The organism is Frankia sp. CeRuru1, from assembly GCF_977966315.1.
Genome location: NZ_CDWWEW010000016.1, coordinates 7,480 through 30,929, shown reverse-complemented (window position 1 = coordinate 30,929; position 23,450 = coordinate 7,480). Strand labels below are relative to the sequence as shown.

The 23,450-nt window shown below is 69.1% G+C and carries 21 protein-coding genes and 1 other RNA gene; 10 read left to right on the top strand and 12 right to left on the bottom strand.

Annotation, left to right across the window (positions count from 1 at the left end):
• Positions 1 to 221, top strand: a 221-nt coding sequence (locus AC08OP_RS02450) for a UTRA domain-containing protein (RefSeq protein ID WP_476612715.1), incomplete at its 5' end; no start/stop codon positions are given.
• A gap of 507 nt (positions 222 to 728) precedes the next feature.
• Here the strand turns inward: AC08OP_RS02450 and ssrA are convergent.
• Positions 729 to 1,102, bottom strand: a transfer-messenger RNA (tmRNA) gene (ssrA, locus tag AC08OP_RS02445).
• A 308-nt stretch (positions 1,103 to 1,410) separates the two neighbouring features.
• Here ssrA and AC08OP_RS02440 point away from each other — a divergent pair.
• Entirely contained in the window at positions 1,411 to 1,884 is a 474-nt protein-coding gene (locus AC08OP_RS02440; RefSeq protein ID WP_476612714.1) for a VOC family protein, read from the top strand.
• Positions 1,885 to 1,991: 107 nt separating this feature from the next.
• On the top strand, positions 1,992 to 2,702 hold the full coding sequence (locus AC08OP_RS02435; RefSeq protein ID WP_476612713.1) for a YoaK family protein: 711 nt from the start codon (positions 1,992 to 1,994) through the stop codon (positions 2,700 to 2,702).
• Here AC08OP_RS02435 and AC08OP_RS02430 read toward each other — a convergent pair whose 3' ends face one another.
• The 3 genes from AC08OP_RS02430 to smpB form a co-directional block, all read right to left on the bottom strand.
• Complete coding sequence (locus AC08OP_RS02430) at positions 2,703 to 3,620, bottom strand: NAD(P)-dependent oxidoreductase (RefSeq protein WP_476612712.1); 918 nt, start codon at positions 3,618 to 3,620, stop codon at positions 2,703 to 2,705. It abuts the gene before it with no gap.
• 66 nt (positions 3,621 to 3,686) lie between these two features.
• Positions 3,687 to 5,222: a THUMP-like domain-containing protein gene (locus AC08OP_RS02425; protein WP_476612711.1), complete on the bottom strand. Its 1,536-nt coding sequence runs from the start codon at positions 5,220 to 5,222 to the stop codon at positions 3,687 to 3,689.
• Positions 5,223 to 5,282: 60 nt separating this feature from the next.
• Entirely contained in the window at positions 5,283 to 5,762 is a 480-nt protein-coding gene (gene smpB, locus AC08OP_RS02420) for an SsrA-binding protein SmpB (RefSeq protein ID WP_011435254.1), read from the bottom strand.
• Positions 5,763 to 6,364: 602 nt separating this feature from the next.
• Here smpB and AC08OP_RS02415 point away from each other — a divergent pair.
• Positions 6,365 to 7,714: an HNH endonuclease signature motif containing protein gene (locus AC08OP_RS02415; RefSeq protein WP_476612710.1), complete on the top strand. Its 1,350-nt coding sequence runs from the start codon at positions 6,365 to 6,367 to the stop codon at positions 7,712 to 7,714.
• On the opposite strand, the gene ftsX is transcribed toward AC08OP_RS02415, so the two are convergent.
• Positions 7,699 to 8,571, bottom strand: a complete 873-nt coding sequence (ftsX, locus tag AC08OP_RS02410) for a permease-like cell division protein FtsX (protein ID WP_476612709.1) — start codon at positions 8,569 to 8,571, stop codon at positions 7,699 to 7,701. The two genes, AC08OP_RS02415 and ftsX, sit on opposite strands and share 16 nt — an antisense overlap.
• Positions 8,571 to 9,317, bottom strand: a complete 747-nt coding sequence (gene ftsE / locus AC08OP_RS02405) for a cell division ATP-binding protein FtsE (RefSeq protein ID WP_476612717.1) — start codon at positions 9,315 to 9,317, stop codon at positions 8,571 to 8,573. Before ftsE ends, ftsX begins: the two co-directional genes overlap by 1 nt.
• A 297-nt stretch (positions 9,318 to 9,614) precedes the next feature.
• On the opposite strand from ftsE, the gene AC08OP_RS02400 reads away from it, so the two are divergent.
• Both AC08OP_RS02400 and AC08OP_RS02395 read left to right on the top strand, forming a co-directional pair.
• Complete coding sequence (locus tag AC08OP_RS02400; RefSeq protein WP_462186014.1) at positions 9,615 to 9,800, top strand: hypothetical protein; 186 nt, start codon at positions 9,615 to 9,617, stop codon at positions 9,798 to 9,800.
• Between the two features lie 70 nt (positions 9,801 to 9,870).
• Complete coding sequence (locus tag AC08OP_RS02395) at positions 9,871 to 10,983, top strand: PQQ-dependent sugar dehydrogenase (RefSeq protein WP_476612708.1); 1,113 nt, start codon at positions 9,871 to 9,873, stop codon at positions 10,981 to 10,983.
• Positions 10,984 to 11,019: 36 nt separating this feature from the next.
• Here AC08OP_RS02395 and cobA read toward each other — a convergent pair whose 3' ends face one another.
• From cobA to nirB, 3 genes are all read right to left on the bottom strand, one after another.
• Complete coding sequence (gene cobA, locus AC08OP_RS02390) at positions 11,020 to 11,841, bottom strand: uroporphyrinogen-III C-methyltransferase (RefSeq protein ID WP_476612707.1); 822 nt, start codon at positions 11,839 to 11,841, stop codon at positions 11,020 to 11,022.
• A 118-nt stretch (positions 11,842 to 11,959) separates the two neighbouring features.
• Complete coding sequence (gene nirD, locus AC08OP_RS02385) at positions 11,960 to 12,304, bottom strand: nitrite reductase small subunit NirD (RefSeq protein ID WP_462186017.1); 345 nt, start codon at positions 12,302 to 12,304, stop codon at positions 11,960 to 11,962.
• Between the two features lie 36 nt (positions 12,305 to 12,340).
• The gene (gene nirB / locus AC08OP_RS02380; RefSeq protein WP_476612706.1) at positions 12,341 to 15,001 is read right to left on the bottom strand and encodes a nitrite reductase large subunit NirB; all 2,661 of its coding nucleotides are present in this window, start codon (positions 14,999 to 15,001) and stop codon (positions 12,341 to 12,343) included.
• A gap of 305 nt (positions 15,002 to 15,306) precedes the next feature.
• Between nirB and AC08OP_RS02375 the strand changes: the two genes are divergently transcribed.
• Positions 15,307 to 16,515, top strand: a complete 1,209-nt coding sequence (locus AC08OP_RS02375) for a uroporphyrinogen-III synthase (RefSeq protein ID WP_476612705.1) — start codon at positions 15,307 to 15,309, stop codon at positions 16,513 to 16,515.
• Positions 16,516 to 16,569: 54 nt separating this feature from the next.
• On the opposite strand, the gene AC08OP_RS02370 is transcribed toward AC08OP_RS02375, so the two are convergent.
• Positions 16,570 to 17,406, bottom strand: a complete 837-nt coding sequence (locus AC08OP_RS02370; RefSeq protein WP_476612704.1) for a polysaccharide deacetylase family protein — start codon at positions 17,404 to 17,406, stop codon at positions 16,570 to 16,572.
• Between the two features lie 571 nt (positions 17,407 to 17,977).
• Entirely contained in the window at positions 17,978 to 19,078 is a 1,101-nt protein-coding gene (gene prfB, locus AC08OP_RS02365) for a peptide chain release factor 2 (RefSeq protein WP_476601949.1), read from the bottom strand.
• A gap of 743 nt (positions 19,079 to 19,821) precedes the next feature.
• On the opposite strand from prfB, the gene AC08OP_RS02360 reads away from it, so the two are divergent.
• Entirely contained in the window at positions 19,822 to 20,949 is a 1,128-nt protein-coding gene (locus tag AC08OP_RS02360) for a hypothetical protein (RefSeq protein WP_476612703.1), read from the top strand.
• Here the strand turns inward: AC08OP_RS02360 and AC08OP_RS02355 are convergent.
• On the bottom strand, positions 20,891 to 21,298 hold the full coding sequence (locus AC08OP_RS02355; RefSeq protein ID WP_476612716.1) for a pilus assembly protein TadG-related protein: 408 nt from the start codon (positions 21,296 to 21,298) through the stop codon (positions 20,891 to 20,893). The genes AC08OP_RS02360 and AC08OP_RS02355 overlap by 59 nt on opposite strands.
• A gap of 541 nt (positions 21,299 to 21,839) precedes the next feature.
• On the opposite strand from AC08OP_RS02355, the gene AC08OP_RS02350 reads away from it, so the two are divergent.
• Complete coding sequence (locus AC08OP_RS02350) at positions 21,840 to 21,989, top strand: hypothetical protein (RefSeq protein ID WP_476594070.1); 150 nt, start codon at positions 21,840 to 21,842, stop codon at positions 21,987 to 21,989.
• A gap of 351 nt (positions 21,990 to 22,340) precedes the next feature.
• A partial coding sequence (locus AC08OP_RS02345; protein WP_476612702.1) for a CocE/NonD family hydrolase occupies positions 22,341 to 23,450 on the top strand: 1,110 nt, incomplete at its 3' end.

Sequence of the window (23,450 nt, the reverse complement as noted above, 5' to 3'; positions counted from 1 at the left end):
CCCCCGGCCAGGCCCGCGACCTCGGCGTCTCCCGCGGCACCCCGCTGCTCGTCCTCACCCGCATCTCGATCAGCGGCACCACCGGACGCCCCGTCGAAGCCACGATCACCTACCTCGACGGACACCGCTTCGAGACCACCGGCCAGCCGATCACCCGCGACGACACCGCCGCCTGGCCCATCACACCCGCCACCGCGGAAAACCGGCCAGCCGCCCTTTGACCTGTGTACACATGCCGGGCCGTCGCGGGCGAAAGCGTCAGCTGCGAGTGGCCAGCATCTGATCGTCGACACTCTTTCGCACCCGGGCGGGCAGAGCGGCTGCCGCAGCCAGCGGACCGCCCTGCCCGATGCCCCCTGGCGAGGCGGTCGTCGGCGTCATCGGTGCTATCTGCCGACGTGCTCAGGCACGTTGCCGGGAGCTTGCCCGAACGCCAGCGACGCCGCCGCTGGCCGCCACACACGATGGCCGCGTGACACGGGCGGTTCACCGAGGGCATGCAGAGATCTTTGTGGCGCATCGCGCAACAGACGCTCCGGCGACGCGGAGGTCTGCGACGCCGCTGCCGACCAATCCCCGAAACTACGTTCCGCAGCCAAGGTCCGCCGGTACGTTCGGGGAATCGAACCAAACGATCAATGCCCTGACCTGGATATCCTCCACTCGATCAACGATCTAATCTCATAGAGTTCATCTATTTACCCAGGTCAGGGCATTGTCACTCCAAGTGGTGGAGGTGGCGGGAATCGAACCCGCGTCCTCCGGCCCCGACACAGGGCTTCTCCGGGCGCATCCTGCTACTTGTTTCTCAGCCCCGTCGGACACGCAGGCAAGCCGACGTAGGCTCAGTCGCTGTTTGATGTCCCGACCGACCCCGCGACCGGGTCAGCCGGTGATCCTCCTAGCGACGTCAGATTCTGGGCCGGAGGCTCTCCCAGACTGACGACTACCTAGTCCCTCTTAAGCGGCGAGCGCGTAAGTGGGGGTAGTGGGCTGCGTCTTGTTGGCAGCTGTTGTTCTGAACGGATCGTTAACGAGATAACCGCTCATCCTCGGCCCGCTTCCCCTGCCTCGACGTCCGGAGTCGAAGCCGGTCACCCCCAAGTTCGGATCAGTTACGGCGTTTTAGCATACCGCACGACGCGGGCGCCAGCACCAGCCGACAGACGCTCCTGCCAACCCGGCCCATCGCGCGCGTCACTGCATCCAACGCTCGGACGCCAGCTCCATGTTCCCACGTCGGGCACCCCGCGTACCAACGGGTTTCCGATGCGGCGGGTCGTGGCGGGCCGTGGCGGGCGGGCGTCACGGCGGCCGGGCCCCGTGGGCATGCCGTCGCGGGCAACGCCGTTGTACGGAGTTGTTGTATGGATAACGGCTACCAGACGACCAGCGCCTCGGGAGATCACCGTGAAGATCAAGGAACTGGGACATCTCGTCCTCTACGTCCGGGACATCGGGCGTTCCAGCGCCTTCTACCGGGACGTACTCGGCTGGCGGCAGATCTTTCCCGACCCGGCGGGCGCGGACGGCAACCCACTGCGGGCCCCCGCCGCCGCGTTCTCCTCCGGACGCACCCACCACGAGCTGCTCCTCATCGAGGTCGGCGAGGACGCGGCGGCCATACCCCAGGGCCGGCGGGTGGGGTTGTACCACTTCGGACTGAAGGTTGGCGACAGCGATGACGAACTGCGCGCGGTGCTCGCCCGTCTGCACGACGCGGATGTGACCATCGTCGGCGCGTCGGATCACACGGTCACCCACAGCTTGTACATCCTCGACCCAGATGGCAACGAGATCGAGCTCTACATCGACGTTCCCGGGGTCGACTGGCGGAGCACTCCCGCGCTCGCCGCGGCTCCGGTCCGTCCGTTGCGCCTCTGATCTGATCTGATCAGATCAGATCAGATCAGATCAGAGGCGCCGAGATCAGAGGCGCCGGGAGTTCCCGCCTCCCGCCGTACCGGCCGTCACTCGGTGAAACTGTGCCCATGCGGCCGTCCCCCGACCAGCGTCGACGGCTGCCGGCGCTGCTGGTGGCGTTGGCGATCCTCACCGGTCTCGTCGACGCGGTCAGTTTTCTCGGACTCGGCCGGGTATTCGTGGCCAACATGACCGGAAACGTCGTCCTGCTGGCCTTTGCGCTGGCCGGGGCCCCGGGCCTGTCCGCCGACCTGTCGGCGCTGGCCCTGGCCGGGTTCCTGGCCGGAGCCGTCATCACCGGACGGATCGGCACGGTGACCATAATCGGCGGTCGTCGCTTCTCGTGGCTGATCATCGCGATGGCCGCGCAGACCGGGCTGATGGCCGGCGCGCTGATCGCCGCGCTGGTCACCCAGGGACTCGGCACGGAACCCGAGATCCCTGAGATCCCCGAGGCCCGGCCCTATACCGTCATCCTCCCGCTGGCCCTCGCGATGGGCCTGCAGCACGCGACGGCTCGGCGGATAGCCGTTCCGGACATCCCGACGAACGTGCTGACCAGCACGTTGACCGGGATCATCATCGACTCCCGGCTCGGTGGGGGAATGGGCCGCGGTGGGGCGCGGCGGTTCGCCGGCCCCGTCGCCATGTTCGCCGGAGCCCTGATCGGGGGCCTGTGCCTGCTCCATCTCGGCCGGATCGTCCCGCTCGTCGTGGCGACCGGTACCGTCACCGGCTGCCTGATCGCCACAGTGACCGGCACCGTTGTGGCTCCATGATCAGGAAGCCGGGGAGACTTCGCCACCCGCGCCACCCGCGCCGCCCGGCCTGGTCGCACGGCGCCGCTGCCGGATGACGACCGTCGTGTCGAGACCACCCTCGCCGTCCGCCTGGGCAGCGGCGAGATCCCGCTCGGCCAGCTCGATCATCGGCAGCGGGATACCACGCCGACCCGCCTCGGCAAGGCAGATCCGCAGATCCTTGCGCATCCAGTCGACCGCAAACCCGAAATCGAACTCGTCGCGCACCATGGTCTGACCACGATTCGCCAGGTACCACGAGTTGGCGGCGCCGCCGGCCACGGCGGAAAGCACCAGATCGGTGTCCAGACCGGCGGCAATAGCGAAGTTGATGGCCTCGGCCGCCCCTTCGACGGCTCCCGCCACCAGAATCTGATTGACCATCTTGGTGAGTTGTCCGCTACCGACCGGCCCGACCCTCGTGATAGTCGCGCCGTAGGCGGCGAGCACCGGCCTGGCCCGCTCGATCGTCTCAGGATCCCCACCGCACATGATGCTCAGCCGGCCGGCCACGGCACCTGCCTCCCCGCCGGAGACCGGGGCGTCGACGAAACCGACGCCGACCTCGGCGGTGCGCGCTGCGATCTCCTCCGCGAGTTCCGCGGAGGTCGTCGTGTGATCGACGATGATCGCACCGGGCCGAAGCGCTCCCAGCATCCCGTCGGTACCGAGAACGACCTCGCGGACGTCGTCATCGGCACCGACGCAGAGGCAGACGACGTCGACCTCAGTCGCCGCGGCGGCGGGCGACGGCGCGATCCGGCCGGAATGTTCCTCGGCCCAGCGTGCCGCGGTCGCGGCCGTGCGGTTGAACACGGTGGTGGAGAACCCGGCCCGAACCAGGTGACCGGCCATGGGAAATCCCATCGTGCCCAGTCCGACGAAGGCAACACGCATGAACGTCACTCCTGTTTCGCCCCCGATGGCGTCCACCGGGATCGGTCGGTCATGAGGATCGGTCGCTCATGAGGATCGGTCAGTCGCCACCGCCCCGACATCCGATGCCGGGGTGCAGACGAAGGCCCAGGGAGCTCCACGCAGCCTCGTCATCACCACGGTGACAGCCGGTCCACCGGGAATCAGATCACGACGGCGGGGTAGCAACCGGCGGCGGATCTCCTCGACGTCGCCGGCGAGGCCGCGTCGCCGGACGTCCAGCGACCCGATCTCACGAGACCGCAACAGGTCCGCGATCCGGCGCACGTCGAAGGGCAGCTCGGCCTCGATGCGCAGCAGGCGGGAGAAGGGGGTCGTCACTGCCTCGTCGGAGGTCAGGAAGGCGATCATTGGATCAATCTGCCAGGCTCCGAGGCGCCGCCCGAGCTCGCCGACCAGGCCCGCCCGAGTGACCGCCGGGCTCGGATCGTGGAGGAACCGGCCCGGAGCCGCTACCCGATCGGCGACCTCGCCGACCCGACCCGCCGGTCCCGCCGGTCCCGCCGGACCCGTATCCGCCGGGAGGACTGGATCCGGGGTCCCGGTGAGGCTCGCCGGCGCTCCCCCGGCCCGCAGGGAGGCCGAGCCGCCCGGCCCGGGCAGCACAGTGGCGCGACGCGAGGCGGTCGCGAGGGCCGGTGAGAACAGCACGGCCTCCTTGAGATCCCGTCCGTCGGCCACGAACTCGATCTCCCAGCCGGGGGGAACCAGCTCCGTCGCCAGCCCTGGCGCGGCCTTCACCGCGACAGCCGCAACCTTGTCGGCAAGCCCGAAGCACCAGGCCAGCGGCGGCTCGCTCGCCCGCGACGCCAACCGACGGTCGCCGGCACGCCGGGCCGGATCGACGAACACGGCGTCGCATCCGGAGAGGTCCACCTCCCGCACGTCGGACAGGCGCGTCTCGAGGCATCCCGTCGGCACGGCCGATCCCGTGAGCGGAACGGCCGTGGACGGAACGGCCGTGGACGGAAGGGTCGTGGACGGAAGGGTCGTGGACGGAAGGGTCGAAGGCGGCGCGGTCGTGCCCTCGGCCGCGTGGACGGCGGCGTTGAGCGCGGCCATCCGCAGATGAACCGGATCCCGGTCGACGAGCATGATCTCCCGGCCCCGGGCGAGGGCCAGCGCGTCCCCGCCGATCCCCGTGCACAGGTCGGCGAGCCGGCCTAGGCCGGTGAACCGCGCGGCCCGATGCTCGGCCGCCGCCTGCGAGGACGCCTGTTCCAACCCGGCTCGGGTGAAGAACATCCGATCGGCCCGGGCAAACTTGACCATCGCGCGCCGCCTCAGCTCCGCCTGAGTGAACGCGGAGGCGAGGAGCGCGGGGGACACGCCCTCGGCGCGCAGGCGGGCACCGACAGCCAGTTCCCGGGCCGCGCCTCCACCAGCACGCTCATCCTCGGCAAATGCCGCGACCGCCGCCGCCAGCACCGCCTCACCCTGTGCGCTCAGCAGGGCCTCGAGCTGCGCCAGCCGGTCGCCGTCGGAGGCGGTCACGGCGACTCGGATGGTGCCGGAACCGGCGAATCCGCGGCACGACGACGAAATAACGACGACGGGAACCATGACAGGAACGTCGACAGGAACATCGGCGGCCCCACGGACGGTGTCATGGACGGCTGGCTATCAAAGGTAGCGCCCCTTGGCTCGGCGGCCCATCGCCCGGCCGATCTCCCGGGCCGCGTCCCGCTCCGCGATCGCGTGCCGTTTGTCGTACGACTTGCGGCCACGCGCCAGCGCAATCTCGATCTTCGCCCGCCCGTCCTTCCAGTAGAGCGAGAGCGGGACCAGCGTGAGCCCACCCTCCTGGGTCTTACCGACCAGTTTTTCGATCTCCGCCCGATGCAGCAGCATCTTGCGCTTGCGGCGGGGGGCGTGGTTCGTCCAGGTCCCCTCGGTGTACTCGGGGATGTGCACGTTGTGCAGCCAGATCTCACCATCGCTGATCTGGGCGAACCCGTCGACGAGCGAGGCCCGCCCGGCCCGCAGCGCCTTCACCTCAGTGCCACGGAGCACCAGCCCAGCCTCGTAGGTGTCGAGGATGTCGTAGTCATGCCGGGCGCGCTTGTTCTGCGCGATCAGTCTGCGCCCCGTCTCCCTCGGCACTGTCCTGTCCCTCTTCCCACACCGTTCGCGAAATCTTCTCCGAACCTACGTCCTGCCTCCCGCGTCGGTGACACGCCCGGCTCCACCGCGAGGACACTCATGGTATCGATCATGTGAGCGCCATCGTCGGTCGCCGGCGTGGCCCGGGTGACGTCGCCGAGCGCTCCGTAGGGCGACGAGCGCCGTCAGCGCGCCCCGCGGAGGAGCCGCCACGGCGGCGACTTGGGCGTTCAACACCTTCCACCTCCTTGCTCGGCTGTCGAGCTTGCCCGGCCGTCGAGACGATGGACTTGACGACGCTGGACTTGATGAACGGTGCCAGCGAGTACTATACTCGAACACATGTTCGATGATCGGAGTGTTCGGGCAAATCGGCGGCGGTTCCTGCCAGCAGATCCAACCGTTCCCTCCAAGTGCCCATGACAGGCGGCATGATGCATCCAGCGACCAGACCCGGTTCATCGCTTCGGCCCGGCTCACAGTCCAGTCCGGGTAAGCCCAGTTCGGACGAGTCCAGCCCGCGCGAGGAAGCAGAGGCCCTGGGCCCCCGCGACACCGGGGTCGACGACAGTGGTTCTCTTTCCCGTCGCCTGGACTCATCGATGGTTTATGGTCGTCGTGTAGCTGAATTCGACGCGGACGGATGTCTCCGAGCGGATGTGGCGATCGGTCGGGAGATCGCGCGCTGGGAGGCGGCACGGCTGCTCGTGAGAGCGAGGTTCGCGCAGCTACGGCCGCCCACGGAAGAGGATGAGAGCGGGGCTGCCAGGGGATTTCACGAGTTCGCGGGAGACGAACTGGCTGCCGAGCTGAGAATATCATCAGCGTCGGGAAACCAGCAGTTGGGTTTCGCGGTTGGCGTCGTCCGCCGCATGCCGGCCGCGCTGACTGCTCTTGAACATGGTGAGCTGGATTCCCAGCGGCTGGCCGTGCTGGAACGACTGACGGCCAACCTGTCGGACAGCCAAGCCGCGGACGTGGCGGAGACGGTTCTGCGCCGGGGTGGGCGGCCAAGCCACGCAGCGTTCGCGGCCGCCGTGCGACGGCGTGTGGTGGTGGTAGACCCTCAGGGCGCGGAGCAGCGTCGCCGCAGGGCGGCGAAGGCGCGTCAGGTGACGGTGCGGGCCGAGCCGGATGGTACGGGCCGCGTCTCGGCATCGCTTCCGGCAGACCGCATGCTCGCGGCGTTTCGACGGGTGGACCTTCTGGCGAGGAGAGCAGGCGGTGCGCAGGACGGTCGCGGGCTCGACCAGCGTCGGGCCGACGTTTTCTACGACCTGCTGATGGGGCAGAATCGTGACCGTGTCAGTATCGAGACGCAGGTGGTCGTATCGGCTTCCTGTCTGCTGGGTATGTCGGAACAGCCGGCGGAACTTCCCGGTTATGGCCCGATACCGGACGGCCTCGTTCGCGAGATGGCCGAGAACCCCCGGTGCACATGGCGGCGGATACTGATGGATCCGCCGGAAGGACGAGTCCTGGAGGTCAGCCGGCGTCGATTTCCCTCAGCCGCCCTGGCTCGTCATGTTCGAACTCGAAACCCTACATGTGTCTTTCCGGGATGTGAGAAGCCTTCCATTCACTGCGATCTTGATCATCGCAGGTCGCATCGTCGAGGTGGCCAGACGAGCGAGCGGAACCTCGGGCCAAAATTCCGGAGGCATCACCGGCTGAAACACGCGGATGAAAAGCGGCCCAGGCGTGGCGCCGAGGAAGGTGCTACGAGAAGACAGGGGCGGCCGGATACATCATCTCCCGATCAATCCACGCAGAAGGGATGGTCCGTGTGCCAGCCCAGGCCTGGACATTTCATCTGGACGAGCCCGGAGGGACGCCAATATGAGGTTTCACCCGAAGATTATCTCAAGGAAGTATTCCTCGAGGATGATGTCCAGTTCGAGTCGAAGCGGACCGGGGCCGAGCGACGGATGACGCCTCAGACCCGTAGATGACGGCGGAGCGCCACCGAAGCCATCGCGGCGGCGGCGAGCACACCGACCCCCAGCACGACGGCCGCGGTCTCCCAGACCGCCGACCAACCGAACAGGGGGAACATCGTCTGCTTCGCGAACCGGCCGTCCACCAGGTAGATCTTGGCCAGCGCGAGCACGCCCGTGGCGAACAGCCCGCCAACCAGCCCCACCGCCGCGATCTCCAAGACGAACGGGGCCCGGATTGTTCCGTTGGACGCACCGACCATCTTCATGATCGAAGTCTCCCGCTGCCGAGCATGCGCCGAGATCCGGATCATCGTGTAGATGAGGGCGAAGGACGCCAAGGCCTGCACGGCGGCGAGGGCGAAGGCGCCCGCTGTGAAGGCGTCGAGGAACCGGTACAACGGGTCAAGCAGGCCGCGCTGGTCGCGCACAGCTTCCACCCCGTCGAGGCCGGTGTAGGTGACGACGATGTCGCGGGCCGCTCGCGGATCGGTGAGCGTAAGTCGTAGCGCCGCGGGCAGGTCGTCGGGTCCGACACCGGCGAGGACGTCGGGCGATCCACGGAAGTCCCGGCGGAAACGGTCGTACACCTGCTGTTTGCTTTCGTACCGCACGTCGACGACCAGTGGATCCGCCGCGATCTCGGCCTCGAGGGCAGACCGCTCGCCCGGGGTGATGCCATCGGAGAGATCAACGACGACCTCGATCTGGTCGAGCAGGAAGCTGTCGATGGTGTGCACCTGCGCCCGCAGGAGCAGGCCCGACCCCAGCAACGCCAGGCAGATCGCGACAGTGATGATCATAGCGCAGGTCATCGCCAGGTTGCGACGCAGGCCCGTCCACAGCAGCGACGCCAGCAGACCCGGTCGCATCAGCGGACCCGGTCGGCCGGCACCCGGGGCCCGGGCCGGGGAATCATCGGCACCACCAGATCATCCTGGTTGTAACGCCCGCGAGCCTCGTCCCGGATCAGCGCGCCGTCGCTCAGCTCGAGCACCCGGCGGCGCATCGCGTCGACGAGCGACGCGTTGTGGGTGGCCATCACGACGGTGGTGCCGGCCTGATGAACAGTGTCGAGCAGGTTCACGATCTCGATGCTGGTGTTCGGATCGAGGTTGCCGGTCGGCTCGTCGGCCAGCAGTACCCGAGGACGGCCGACGAACGCCCGGGCGATTGCGACCCGCTGCTGTTCGCCTCCGGAGAGTTCATCGGGATACCGGTCCGCCTTCTCCGCGAGGCCGACCAGGTCGAGTGCCTCCGGCACGACGCTGCGCACGACATGCCGAGGACGGCCGACCACGTCGAGGGCGAACGCGATGTTCGCCGCCACGGTCCGATTCGGTAGCAGGCGAAAGTCCTGGAAGACGCAGCCGACCAGCCGGCGCAGCTGGGGCACCCCGCGGTCCGGCATCCGCGCGACGTCACGGCCGGCCACCAGCACCCGGCCGGACGTCGCCCGTTCCTCCCGCAGCAGCAATCGCAGCAATGTGGTCTTACCCGATCCGGACGACCCCACGAGGAAGACGAACTCACCGGCACCGATCTCCGCGGTGACATCGATCAGCGCCGGCCGGCCGCCGTTCGGGTACCGCTTGCTCACGGAACTCAAAACGATCATTGCGCCTTCCCGCACTCCCATGACTTTCAGTAGCCGCATGGTAGGGCGTGACGAAGGTCGGGGGCCGCAGGTTAACACCCGACCGGAATCTCCGAGAACAGCCCCGGGCGGGTCACCGCTCGCCCGGTCGACCTTTGACGGAGCGGCACGCCACCGTGCGCGGGCGTAACGTGGAGGTCGATCGTGCGTGTCGCCAACGGTCGTGCTCCATCCGAAACGTCCGGGTGTTGTCCCCACCCCGGGGAAGTGCGACGATCGCCCGATCATGGCATCCGTCCCGGGTGAGAAGGAGGCGCTATGGGCAGCGAGGATCTCGTCTGCGCGCGCTGCGCCGGACTGGTGGTCGAAGGCCGGTGTCCCACCTGCCGCGCCTCGCGCGAGTACCTGCGCCAGAGCTTCTTCCAGATGTCACCGCAGGTGATCGTCGCGCTGATCGCGATCGTGATGCTACTGACGGTCCTTGCCGCCCGTCACGTCTCCTAAGCCCGGCCGCGCCGCCGCGGCAAAGGCTGGCCTAGTCGCGGGCCGCCCCGAATCTCCCCGTTGTCCTCCCGTGCGCTGCCTCGTCCTGGTCAGCGCCATTCTCGCCCTGGTGGGCCTCGGCGTATCCGCCTGCGGCGGGAATGGTGGCCGCCCCTGGCCGGCCGAGTCGTCGAAGCCGGCCACCACCGCACCGTCGGCGGGTCGCGACAGCCCGCAGCCCGAGTTGCGCATCATCACCACGGGTCTCGCGACGCCCTGGGATGTCGCCTTCCTCCCCTCCGGGGACGCCTTGATCAGCGAACGGGACAGCGGCCGTATCCTGCGTCGCCCGGCCGGCGGTGGCGAGCCTACCGAGGTCGCCCGTTTTCCGGACATGGTGCACAGCGGGGAATCGGGTCTGCTGGGCCTCGCCGTCTCCCCCACCTACGCGGCCGATCACTTCGTGTACGCCTATTACACGACCCGGGCCGACAACCGGATCGTGCGGTTCCGGCTGACCGGGAACTGGGCGGGTCCCCCCGCACCGATCCTCACCGGGCTCGCGAACGCCCAGATCCACAACGGCGGACGGATCAGGTTCGGCCCGGACGGCCTGCTGTACGCGGGGGTAGGGGACGCCGGCGTGACCACACGGGCGCAGGACCGCGCCAGTCTGAACGGCAAGATCCTACGGATGCGTCCCGACGGAAGCGTGCCGCCGAGCAATCCGTTCCCGGGCTCGCTGATCTACAGCATGGGCCACCGCAACGTGCAGGGCCTGACGTGGGATACGGCCGGACGGCTGTGGGCATCCGAGTTCGGCCAGAACAACGTCGACGAGGTGAACCTGATCATCCCGGGCGGCAACTACGGGTGGCCGATGGTGGAGGGCGTCGGCGACACCGACAAGGGCCGCCTGCGCAATCCCCTCGTCACCTGGACCACCGGCGAAGCATCCCCGAGCGGCGTCGCGATCCGTGGAGACACCCTGTACGTGGCGGCGCTGCGCGGACAGCGGCTGTGGGAGGTGGGCCTGGCCGGTGACCATGTGCGTGGCGCCCCCCGCGCGGCGTTCACCGGTGAGCTGGGCCGGCTGCGCGCGGCGGTGCTCGCACCGGACGGATCGGTATGGATCATCACCAGCAACACCGACGGCCGAGGGGACCCGAGAAAGGGGGACGACCGGATCCTGGCGCTGCGCTGAAGGTCCGGGTGGACGGGCGACCCGACGGCGGGAGCGTCAAGCCGACACCGTGGGCTCCACCGGAAGCGGCTCCGCCGGGACCGCCCCGACGGTACCCATCACGCCGATAATTCGATCACGTAGCGAAACCACATCTCCGATTACGATGACCGCGGGAGAACTGATCGCGGCTTCGGCCGCGAGCCGGGCGATATCCGCCAGGGACCCGGTGATGATCGTCTCGTCGGCTGTCCCGCCAGCGTGGATCACCGCGGTCGGAGTCTCCGGCCGGCGGCCCCGCTTCACCAGCTCGTGACTGATCTCGGGCAGTGCCCCGACGCCCATCAGCACGACGACTGTGCCCGGACCGGTAGCGAGCGCGTCCCAGTCGGCGGTGGAACCGGGATGCGACGGATCGATATGGCCGCTGACGACAGCCACGTCCTGGGTGATACCCCGGTGGGTCACCGGGATCCCGGCGAGCGCGGGGACCGCGACGGCGCTCGTCACCCCGGGGACGATCTCGCAGGGCAGGCCGGCCGCAGCGCAGGCCAGGGCCTCCTCGCCGCCACGACCGAAGACGAACGGATCACCGCCCTTGAGCCGGACGACGCCGAGCCCGCGCAGTCCCCGATCGACGATCACCGCGTTGATCTCGTCCTGGGTCAGGTTGTGACCGTGCGGCGCCTTGCCCGCATCGATGATCTCGGTACCGGGTCGCACCTCATCCAGCAGCTCACGGGGAGCCAGCCGGTCGACCACCACGACATCCGCAGCCTGGAGCAGCCGCAGACCGCGTACGGTGATCAGATCCGCCCGCCCGGGACCGCCACCGACAAGGGCCACCCATCCGCCCGGGGCTGTCTGCACACCGGTCATCTTCGTCCCCTCCCGCGTCGGCTTTCTCCCAGTGTGCGGCCTGACCAGCCCGTTCGGGGCCGATCTCCGCAGCCGACCATTCCGGCTGACCGGCCGGCTGACCGGCCGGCTGACCGCCTCAGCTGACCGGACGGGCCGCCGCGACGGGGCCGACCAGCACCCGACCGTCCTGCACCTGCACCGGGTAGACGGGGAGGCGCACCCCCTCGGCATCGAGGCACTCCCCCGTCACCAGATCGAACGCCTGCTTGTGTAACGGCGAGAAGACCACGGCCCGGTCTCCGCGGGAGCCGACGAGACCCCGGGAGAGCACGTTGGCCAGGCCGATCGGGTCGGCGTTGCCGACGGCGAGCACGGGACCGTCGCTCAACCGGAAGATGGCCACCTGGGCGCCGTTGACGAGCGCGGCCACGCCGCGATCGGGAGTCAGATCGTCCAGGGCACAGATGTCGGTCCAGATCATGGCGGCCTCCAGATCGTCCGGGATGCGCTTACTTGCCTATCCAGAGGCTTTTGTGTCCGTTTCGTCCCTCTGGATAGGCAAGGAGCCTGGATAGGTAAGGAAACGGCCAGCCACCACGGGGAGCGTGGCACCGGCGATGAGGGCTGCCCGCTCGGCCGGGCGGGCCGGCCGGGGCTGGCCGCGTTCGAGGAGGTGGATGACGTCGGGGTCGGCCGCCTCGGGGGCGTTGACGAACGAGGCGAACCGGCGCAGTGCGACCGGATCGGCCAGCGTCGTCTTCCACTCGTCCTGATAGGTCGCGACGTGGTGGGCCATGGCCGTGTCGAGTTCGGCGCAGATGCCCAGCGAGTCGTCGACGATGACCTCGCGGACATGCCCGAGGCCGCCGTCGAGGCTCTCCACCCACGGCGCGGTGCGCTGGAGGCGATCGGCGGTGCGCACATAGAACATCAGAAACCGGTCGATGTAGCGGACGAGCGTCTCGGTGTCGAGGTCGGAGGCGAACAGCTCCGCGTGCCGGGGCCGGTGACCGCCGTTGCCGCCCAGGTACAGGTTCCAGCCCTGCTCGGTGGCGATCACCCCGACGTCCTTGGACCGCGCCTCCGCGCATTCCCGGGCACAGCCGGAGACCGCCATTTTGATCTTGTGGGGAGATCGCAGGCCGCGGTAGCGTAGCTCCAGGTCGACGGCCAGCGTGGTGGAGTCCTGTACGCCGTAGCGGCACCAGGTCTCCCCGACGCAGGACTTCACCGTCCGCAACGCCTTGCCGTAGGCGTGTCCGGACTCGAGTCCGGCGTCGGTCAGCCGCTTCCAGATCTTCGGCAGCTGCTCGGCCCTGGCGCCGAAGAGGTCGATGCGCTGCCCACCAGTAATCTTCGTATAGAGGTTGAAGTCCCGGGCCACCTCGCCAATCAGGATGAGCGTCTCGGGCGTGACCTCGCCGCCGGGCAGCCGGGGGACGACCGAGTACGTGCCGTCCTTCTGCATGTTCGCGAGCATGTGGTCGTTGGTGTCCTGCAGGGCGGCCTGCTCGCCGGCCAGGACGTACCCGTTGTAGAGGGAGGCGAGAATCGAGGCCACCACCGGCCGGCAGACCTCGCAGCCCCGGCCCCGACCGTGCTCGGCGATCAGCTGCGAGAACGTCGTGATCCCCCGCACCCGGACGATCTCGAACAGTTCAGCCCGGCTGACGTCGAAGTGCTCGCACAGCGCCTTCGATACCTCGATGCCCGCGGCGGCGAGCTGCTGGCCGAGGATCGTCCTGAGCATCGGCACGCAGCTGCCACAGCTCGTGCCCGCGTTGGTACACCCCTTGATCCCGGCGACGTCGGTAAGGCCGTTCTCGCTGATCGCGGCGCAGATCTGGCCGTGGGTGACGTTGTTGCACGAGCAGATCTGCGCCCCGGCGGGGAGCGCCACCCCGGCCCCGGAGCCGCCGGCCCCTGCCCCGTCGCCGTCGCCGTCGCCGTCCGGCAGGATGAGCCGCGCGGGATCGTCCGGCACGACCCCGGCGGAGCCGACCATGGCCCGCAACATGCCGTACTCCTCGGCGTCGCCGACGAGGATGCCACCGAGGACGCTACGCGCGTCGTCGGAGAGCACCAGCTTCTTGTAGACCTTGGCCACCGGGTCGGCGAACGTGATAGGCAGCGCACCGGGAGTCGTCCCGAAGGCGTCCCCGAAGCTCGCGACGTCGACGCCGAGCAACTTGAGCTTGGTCGACATGTCGGCACCGGTGAAGGTCGCGCCGCCGCCGAGCAGACGGTCCGCGACGACCTCGGCCATCGCGTATCCGGGTGCGACCAGCCCGTACACCCGTCCGGCCGCCAGGGCGCACTCGCCGACGGCGTAGATGTGCTCGTCGCTGGTGCGGCAGCCCTCGTCGACGACGATGCCGCCGCGATCCCCGACGTCGAGTCCGCACTCGCGGGCCAGGGCGTCCCGCGGGCGGATCCCCGCCGAGAACACGACGACGTCGGTGTCGAGGCCGGCCAGCCCCTCGGGGTGACGGGCGAAGACCATCCGGGTGACCCGCCCGTCGGCATCGGCCTCGATCCGCTCGGTGGCCGTGTCGGTGTGGACGCCGATCCCGAGCCCGGTGATGTGGGCTCGCAGCGTCTGCCCGCCGGCCTCGTCGACCTGGGCCGGCATCAGCCGGGGCGCGAACTCGACGACGTGAGTAGCCAACCCCAGGCTACGCAGCGCGTTCGCCGCCTCTAGGCCGAGCAGACCGCCACCGACGACCACACCGGTCCCGGTCCGGCTACCGCGCGCCGAGGCGGAGATCGCCTCTAGGTCCTCGATCGTGCGGTAGACATGGCAGCCGGTGGCCTCCCGGCCGGGTACCGGCGGGACGAACGGGTAGGAACCGGTCGCAAGCACCAGCACGTCGTACCGGTAGGTGCGGCCGGCACCGGTGGTCACCGTCCGGGCGGCCCGATCGACGGCGACGACCGGTTCACCGAGACGCAGCCGCAGCCGGGGGTGCTCGAGGAATCCGTCCTCGACGAGGCTGAGGTCCTCCGCGGTCGCCCCGGTGAAGTACGCCGAGAGGCCCACCCGGTCATAGGCGGGCCGAGGTTCCTCGGCGAGGACCGTGATATCCCATCGCCCCTCGACGTCGCGGTCCCGCAGCGCCGCCAACAACCGATGCCCCACCATGCCGTGGCCGACGACCACCAATGATCGAGAAGACATCCGCGCACCACCCGCACGTCCGAACCGATGGGTGCCGGTCCAAACGGGCACCCGCTACGGCCAGAACCGTACGAACCCAGGATGTCAACACCGACTCGAAGTCAGGTCGGTCCGGCTACAAGGCATGCACTCCACGACACGACGGGATGTGAGATGCCCGACGAACGCTCGATGCGGACGTCGTGAATACGCAACGGTGCCGGTTAACACCGGCGTTGCACACCGGCAAGCGCGTGGACATGGCCGTGTCCGATCCTGCGGTGACCGGGGGATCGGCGCGGGACCCCAGGCCAGGAGGTAGCCTCGTGACAACCCGTAGTCCCGGGTGGCCCGACATCGGCGACCGGTCCGGCGCACCCGGAACGTCCCCGGCATCGGCGACATCGACGGAGCCGGCCGTCAGCGCCGGGCTGCCACCGCTGCTCGGCTTCACCGTCGGGGTCACGGCCGCGCGTCGCCGCGACGAACTCGCGAACCTCCTCGAACGGCGCGGAGCCCGGGTGATCCATGCCCCGGCCCTGCGCATCGTGCCGCTCGCCGACGACAGCCTGCTGCTCGCCGCGACCCGGGAGTGCCTCACCCGGCCGCTGGACGCAGTGATCGCTACGACGGCAATCGGCTTCCGCGGCTGGGTGGAGGCCGCCGAGGGCTGGGGGCTCGGCGAGCGGCTGCGCGACCGGCTGGACGGCGCCCGGCTGTTCACCCGAGGGCCGAAGGTCACTGGCGCCGTCCGGGCCGCGGGGCTCACCGAATGCTGGTCGCCCCGCTCGGAATCCGGCGCCGAGCTCGTCGCCCATCTGCTCACGGAGAACCTGGCCGGGCTGCGCATCGCGGTGCAGCTACACGGCGAGCCGTTGCCAGACATGGTCGAGGGGCTGCGCGCGGCGGGTGCCGAGGTCGTCGAGATACCGGTGTACCGGTGGGAACCACCGGACGATCTGCGGCCGGTCCGCCGGATGGTCGAACTCATCGTCACCGGCGGGGTCTCCGCGGTCACCTTCACCAGCGCGCCCGCCGTGGTGAGCCTCCTACGGATCGCCCGGGAGATGGGACAGTTCGACGAACTGCTGACCGCGTTGCGGGGCGAGGTGCTGCCCGCGTGCGTGGGTCCGGTCTGCGCCGCCCCCCTCGAACGGCAGGGCGTGGCGACGGTGGCCCCGGACCGGTTCCGGCTCGGAGCACTCGTGCGCACGCTGTCCGACGAACTCCCGCGTCGCCGGGGGCGGACCGTCGAGGCCGCGGGGCACGTGCTGCGGGTCCAGGGCGCGGCAGTGATCGTCAACGGCGAGCCGGTGATGCTCGCACCCAGGACCGCGGCGGTCCTCGACGCGCTGACCGAGCGTCCCGGTCGGGTGCTGTCCCGAGCCGAGCTGCTGCGCCGGACGGGCACGGCCGGGCTCACCGACGAACACGCGGTCGAGATGACCGTCGCCCGGTTACGCACCGCGCTGGGACCGGCCGGCCACGTGGTCGAGACCGTCATCAAGCGGGGCTATCGGCTCGCGGTCGTGTGAGAGAGCACGCGGTAACTGCCAGGCCCCGGACCCCAGTTCCCGCGTTCCCCGTCGTCAGGCGCCTCGGCCGAGCCGCCAGCGCGCCGCTCGATATGCCCGCCACCCCGACTGCAGTCCTCGCCGGGCGCTGAGCAGAGCGTCGCGATGCCCCTGGGAAACGAGCCGAAGGATGTCGGCCGCTCCAGCGGCCCGATTGACGATCAATCGACTGATGGCGAACCGGGACGACGTCGGTTGATGAATGCGGTACCCGACCTCACAGGCCGATTCGAACCCGGCGGCCGCGACGACATGGCGCACCGACGCGCAGTGATAACCGAAGGGGTAGCAGAAACTGTCCGGACGCCGGCCGGTTCTCTCCTCGATCAGCCGCCGGCTGGCGGTGACGTCATACCGCGCCAAGGCGGTCGGCACCACGTCGAGCTCCAGATGACGGTGACCGTGCGAGCCGAGCTCGATGCCCTCTCCGGCGAGCGCGGCGAGGTCGGACCAGTCCAGCAGGGGGAGGTTGCGCTCGGTGTAGCCATCCAGCCAGGTGGCGCGCCGGCCAACGAAGGCGGTCGGCACGTACAGGGTAGCGCTGGCACCGATCGCCCGCAGAGCGGGCACCGCGGTGGTGACGAAGTCCTCGAAGCCGTTCTCGAAGGTGATCACCACCTGGCGGCGGGCGGGATGCGCCAGCGCGTCAGTGAGACCGGTGAGGTGGTAACCGCTTTCGGCGAGGGCCTCGAGCTGCTCGGCGAAGGCACCGGGAGGGACCTCCCAGCGTCGGAAGTCCGCACTCACCGAATCACCGACGCCGTGGTACATAAGGACGGGCAGGGGCATCGTGGGCGCACCGTCGAACACGCCGGAGGCGGCGCCGGACGCCGCGGGCGCCAGGGAGGTCACGGCGTTCCCGTACCGGCGAGACTCGCCATCCTGCCCGGATTTGCACCGTTATTTCCACACATATACATGCGTGCATTCGTGTGCAGGGACACAGACCGCACTCCCTCCGCGACAGCGGTTCGCAATCGTGAACGACCAGGTGACACGGGCGTACATCCCATCGGGTGAAGCAGTAGACGGACCAGATCAAGACACCGAAACTAAAACATCGAACGGTCCGCGAACTACCCGGAACTCTACACGTGTATACCCGGCATGCCAATGGCGTCAGGAGATCCGGTGGAGTCCTCCCCCGACGCCGGGCCGGGCCGCCGGCCGAGCCTACGTCACACCGGCGTTCCCACCACGGCCGGATCTTTGTCTTTTCACCGTCCGTTCCCCGAGAGGCAGGCAGCATTCGGATGCCGTCCCGGAAACGGGAGACCTCCGGACCTCCGGACCTCCGGAACCGGAACGCCGGGCGCGTATCGTCCCGCCGGGCCACGAGCGCCCGGACGGTGCGGCGAGGATTGCCCGCTCAGCCCGGAACCAGGCGCATCCCGGGCGTCGGCAAAAGCTCCGAAGAACCCTCTCACGCCTGATTCTCGACCGACCGCCGCCACCGGATCTCCGCGTCGATGAAATCATCGAGCTCGCCGTCGAGAACACCGCTGGTATTCGAGGTCTCGGTGTCGGTACGCAGATCCTTCACCATCTGGTACGGGTGGAGGACATAGTTACGGATCTGTGATCCGAAGGAGACGTCCTGTGGCCCGCCGGTGATGCGCTGTTTCTCCGCCGCTTCCTCGGCCCGCCGCCGCTCCAGGAGCTTCGCCTGCAACACGATCATCGCGGCGGCCTTGTTCTGGAGCTGGCTGCGCTCGTTCTGGCACGTCACCACGATGCCCGTGGGCAGATGCGTGATGCGGACCGCGGAGTCGGTGGTGTTGACCCCCTGTCCACCCGGGCCGGACGAACGGAAGATATCGATACGCAGATCCTTGTCGTCGATGTCGACGTGGTCGGACAGCTCGACGACCGGGGTGACCTCCACCCCGGCGAAGGAGGTCTGCCGCCGGTTCTGGTTGTCGAACGGCGAAATCCGGACGAGCCGGTGCACCCCGTGCTCACTGCGCAGCGTCCCGTACGCATAGGGCGCCTTGACCTGGAAGGTTGCCGACTTCAGACCCGCCTCCTCAGCCTCGGAGGTGTCGAAGACCTCCGTGGCGTAGCCATGCCGCTCGGCCCACCGCAGGTACATCCGAAGCAACATCGCCGTCCAGTCGGCCGCGTCCACCCCGCCGGCCCCGGCCGAGAGCTGCACGATCGCGTCCCGCTCGTCGTACTCGCCGGACAGCAGGGTCCGGACCTCGAGACCGGCGATGTCATTGGACAGCCTGGGAAAATCGGCTGCGGCCTCGGCAAGCAGATCCTCGTCGCCGAGGTCCGCGGCGGCGGCGATGTCGTCGAGACGGCGACGCAGCCCCTCCACCCTGGCGATGTCCCCGCGCGTCGACGACAACCGGCGGGTGACAGCCTGGGCCCGGTCCTGATCGGACCAGAGGTCGGGGTCCGCAGCCTGACGCTCCAGATCCTCGGCGCGACGGCGCAACCCCTCCACGTCGAGAACCGTCTCGATGCCGGTCAACGTGGCATCCAGCTGTTTGATCTCCTCGGACAGGTCGACGGCCATGCTGTTCACCTTACCGGCGGCACCCGGGGGCCACCGCCAGGACGGATCTTGCCCGCCCGGGCGGGAGCCGGCCGAGCTCGCAGCGGCGTCGCGCCGAGCCCCGCGGCGACCTCCCCGCGGTCTCCCGACGGCATCCCGGCGGCATCCCGACCGGGAAACATCATCATGGCGAAACATGCAATGACTCGACGACACGAGGATGAAACATTCGCAGGATGCCACGAGAATTTCGGCCAACCGGCGCCCGCACTGCGGACAATCGTTGCGGCGGCCCCAGGCAGTCAGGCGGTTCAGCCACCCGACAACAACCTCCGACAACAACCGACGCCAATCCCTGAAGAGACACGTACCACATCGCCGAGTGCGCACAACTCGGCGCGTCCGCGGCCCCCGAACGATACCGTCGAAGACGGCGCTTCGCGCACGAATACGTGAACGCCGGGTTTCGTCGGGACAGTGCGGCCTCGCGACCATATGGGTGTCGGATGCGGAGAGCTCAGCTGCAGAGAGCTCGGACGCATCGACCGGTGCGCGCGTGTACACCGGTCGATGTCGCCGGGACGGGACGGGACGAAGACTCGAGGACCGGCCACTACCACGGGGAAGAGGAGGAAGGCCGCCGTGAATAACCGGATCTGTCGTCCGAGCGATCGGATCACGCCGTTGGCGGCGACGACTCACCGCCCCGTCGCGTGCCGGCGGAAGGCCGCGATCATTCCCGCAGGAGCACGGAGGGTCCCATCGTGTCGGAGGTCGCGGAGGTCGCGGAGGTCGCGGACCGACGCTCTGTCCTGGTTGCCACCGGCCTCGCGGCGGTGGGCTCCGTGAGTCTGCGCGACGACGCATCCGGCCTGCACGAGGCCTGCATGGCCGCCCTGACCGCGACGGTCAGAGCCTACGAGACGTCTGATCTGATCACTACCACGTCCGCCCTGGTCTCGTTGGAGCGCACGACACAGACCGTGCCCCGGGAGCACCGGCTGCGCGGCCGGCCAGCGCTGGAGTGGATGCGGCTGCACGCGGCGGTCACGACGGTGGCGGCCGCCACCGCCTACGACCGCGGCAAACACTCCGACGCCGCCGTGCGGGCCGACCGGGCCGCGGCGCTCGCCCGGGCGGCCGGGGACGGGCCACTCGCCGCCCGCGCCCTGGCCCTGCGCGCCCGGGTGGTCCGCCCGCACAGCCCGGCGGTGTCCCTGCAGATCGCCGGGGCGGCGGCGCGGATCGCGGGGCACAGCTCCACCCGGGCCCTCATCGCCGGGAAGGTCGTCACCAGCGCCTGTGCGGCGACCGGCGACCGGGCGGGCGTCCGGGACGCCGTCGCCAGAGCCTGGCAGACGATGGAACGGCTCGACGACACCGCCCACGGCTCGCCGGGTTTCTCGCTCGACACCTACTCCCCGGCGGATCTTGCCCTGGCCTGCGCCGAGGCCCTGACCACCGTCGGCGCGGCCGACGAGGCCATGCCTCACCTGGAACGCGCCGCGATGTTGATCACAGGTAGCGGCCAGACGGGCATGGTGGTCTCGGTGCGGATGGCGCAGGCCCGGGCCGCACTGGCCCGGGAGATCCCGGATCGCGACGAGGCAGCCCAGCACGCCACTCAAGCGGTGGCGCTGTCTGCCGGGCGGCCGGCCGAATGGGTGGCCCGGCTGGTCCGGGACGTGTCGGATCTGGCCGAGCGCCGCACCGGCCACGGTCTCGACGATCTCATGGACGCCACCTCGACCTGGTTGCATCAGGGGTCGGAGGAAAGCCAACAGGTGGCGCGCACGCAACCGGCGCGGTTCGGCGTTCCGGCGCCGGCCGGCGTCATGGTGCAGCGGGCTGGCGGACCACCGACTGTGCCTGCGCTCCGGCACGTACCGTGACCGGACCCACCCCGAGGGAGCCCACAACCGGAAGGTCGACCACACGCGTGCCCTCCACCTCCACCGTCGTCGCGTCGACGAGGGTGGAGGTGAGGATCGTGCGGCCACTCGGATCGGCCCGGCGCTGGTACTGATCGACGGTCGTGGCGATGTCGGCGAGGGGCAGGCGCTCGAAGGCGTCGGTGGCGGTGTAGATCGCGTTCTCGTCGATGCGCTGGGCAGCAGCCAGCGCGGCGCCGTCGGCGGCCGAGGCCACCGACCGGCGGGCGAGGTAGACGGCGGACACGTCGGTCACGACGACCACCAGCATCGCCGCGACCATGAGATACCCCAGCGTCAGCACGAGGATGGTCCCGCCGTCCGCAGGACCGGCTCCGGGCGAGCGGACGGCCGGGACCGCCCAGCCGGCGCCGGGTACCCGGACGGACCGCCCCGACCCGCCAATGCCGAACGCGCGCAGGAAACGGGGCACCTGGATTCCGCCACTGGTCACGGGCACGCGTTCTCCTCGCGGACGCTCCCGGCACAAAGCTAGACGGGCGAGGGTAGGAATCTACCATCCTGCCTGACGACCTCATTGCATCAGGTACGTCCCCTGGGACGAGGAACGTCCGCGCGGAGGCCCTCGATGAGGGCCGCGACCCCGTCGAGGATGCGTTCCAGCCCGAAATCGAAAGACCGGGCGGGCGGCCCATCGCCGCATCGGCCATGAGCATGAGCATGAGCAGTTCGTCCTTGACGGAGATGTAGCGGTAGAGCGACATCGTCGCCGCGCCTGGTTCCGCGGCAACCCGGCTCATGGACAGGCCGGAGATCCCCTCGGTGCGGGCGACCTCGATGCCGGCACCGCCCGGGTTGCCGGCCACGACGTACTCACCCAGCGTCGCGAGGTGCGGCGGCGCATCAGCCTGACCGGCCAGTACGCCGCGCTCGACAAGGCGCGGACCGGGGAGGAGAACCTGTGCCTGCTCGACGAGCTCGCCATCATCGCGGCCTCGCTCCTGCTGGCCGGTGTCCTGTTCAGCCGCCGCACGCAGTGACGTCCGGGCCGCAGGCAAAGCCTGATCCGGATCAGCCGTCGCGGCATGCCGCACGCGGTGGGACGTCGGAACCGGAAAATAACGCCATCACTTCCTGCATCAAGCCGAAAAACGCGCTGCCAGCCGAATGCGGGTCAACACCATCCTGCCGTACGGCGCGCGGACAAAGTACTCACCTCACCCCTGACGATCGCGTACACCTCTAGGATCCGAACCCGTGCACCGGGAGACTTCCGCACCACGGATCCGATATCCGGATCATCACCTCGTCACGGTCGCGGACGATCGCGCGCCCGTCGGCCAGGTTCGCCGGCAGGCTCCTTTTCCCACGCCCAGAAGGGGATCATCCGAGTGACCACGACCGTCAAGACCACGAACGTGTTCGATTTCGCGCCCAACGACAGAACACTGCTCGACGCGGAGATCGCCGCTCTTGAGAACCTCGAGAGCGGCGACTTCAGGAATCTCCCGCCGGCGACCGTGGCAAAGTTCGAGGAACTGCGGGGAGCGGGGGCCTTCAGCGCGACCAGGATCCCCGGAGCCGATGCCGGCGTCCAGCTCGACGCCGGCGTGCTGGTCCCCCTCAGGCCGGGGCCGAACCCGGTCGTCATCATGCCGGCTCCGCTGGCGCCGACGGGGTGGAAATCGTATCCGGGGATGCTGCTGAACTTCGCACTCAAGGGATATCTGGCGGTCGCGTACAGCGAGCGTGGGCTCGCCGACTCCACGGGGAAGATCGACGTCGCCGGTCCGCGAGACCGGGCGGACGGCTCGGCCGTGATCGACTGGGTACTGAACACCTATCCCGACCGCGCGGATCCGGATCGAATCGGGTTCGCGGGGTCGTCCTACGGCGCCGGCCAGAGCCTGATCATAGCGGCGCACGACGACCGGGTGAGGGCCGTGTGCGCGCAGAGCGCCTGGGCCGATCTGGGCTGGTCGCTGTACGAGAACGAGACACGACACCTGCTGGCGTTCGAGGAGCTCACCAAGCTGTTCGGCGAGGAGAACCTCTCCGCCGAAGTCAAGGAGATCTTCGACGACTTCCGGGCCAATCGGAATATCGAACGGTTGCTGGAGTTCAGCGCGGTCCGTTCACCGGTGACCTACCTGAACGAACTCAACGCCAGGAGGGTCCCCATCTTCCTCGGCACCTACTGGCACGAGACCATCTTCTCGGTGCCCGCGGTGGTGGAGTTCTTCAACGCACTGATTGGTCCCAAACGTCTCCTGGTACTGATCGGAGATCACGGCGGCGACGAGATCAAGGGGTTTCTCGGCGGTATCAGTCGTCCGACAGCGACGACCTTCCGCTGGCTGGACCGCTTCGTTGCCGACGAGGAGAACGGCGTGGAGAACGACGGCGACGTGCACACCGAGTACATGCACAACCTGTTCACGGTCAAGAAACTCGCCAACTGGGACTCGTACACGCTGCCGCTGCGGCGCTACTACCTGAAC

What these genes read in the sequence shown, in the direction of transcription:
- AC08OP_RS02435 (WP_476612713.1), top strand. Translation starts at nt 1,992, where the DNA reads ATGCGGCCGTCCCCCGACCAGCGTCGACGGCTGCCGGCGCTGCTGGTG.
- AC08OP_RS02430 (WP_476612712.1), bottom strand. Translation starts at nt 3,620, where the DNA reads ATGCGTGTTGCCTTCGTCGGACTGGGCACGATGGGATTTCCCATGGCC.
- AC08OP_RS02425 (WP_476612711.1), bottom strand. Translation starts at nt 5,222, where the DNA reads ATGGTTCCCGTCGTCGTTATTTCGTCGTCGTGCCGCGGATTCGCCGGT.
- AC08OP_RS02415 (WP_476612710.1), top strand. Translation starts at nt 6,365, where the DNA reads ATGGTTTATGGTCGTCGTGTAGCTGAATTCGACGCGGACGGATGTCTC.
- ftsX (WP_476612709.1), bottom strand. Translation starts at nt 8,571, where the DNA reads ATGCGACCGGGTCTGCTGGCGTCGCTGCTGTGGACGGGCCTGCGTCGC.
- ftsE (WP_476612717.1), bottom strand. Translation starts at nt 9,317, where the DNA reads ATGATCGTTTTGAGTTCCGTGAGCAAGCGGTACCCGAACGGCGGCCGG.
- AC08OP_RS02400 (WP_462186014.1), top strand. Translation starts at nt 9,615, where the DNA reads ATGGGCAGCGAGGATCTCGTCTGCGCGCGCTGCGCCGGACTGGTGGTC.
- cobA (WP_476612707.1), bottom strand. Translation starts at nt 11,841, where the DNA reads ATGACCGGTGTGCAGACAGCCCCGGGCGGATGGGTGGCCCTTGTCGGT.
- nirD (WP_462186017.1), bottom strand. Translation starts at nt 12,304, where the DNA reads ATGATCTGGACCGACATCTGTGCCCTGGACGATCTGACTCCCGATCGC.
- nirB (WP_476612706.1), bottom strand. Translation starts at nt 15,001, where the DNA reads ATGTCTTCTCGATCATTGGTGGTCGTCGGCCACGGCATGGTGGGGCAT.
- prfB (WP_476601949.1), bottom strand. Translation starts at nt 19,078, where the DNA reads ATGGCCGTCGACCTGTCCGAGGAGATCAAACAGCTGGATGCCACGTTG.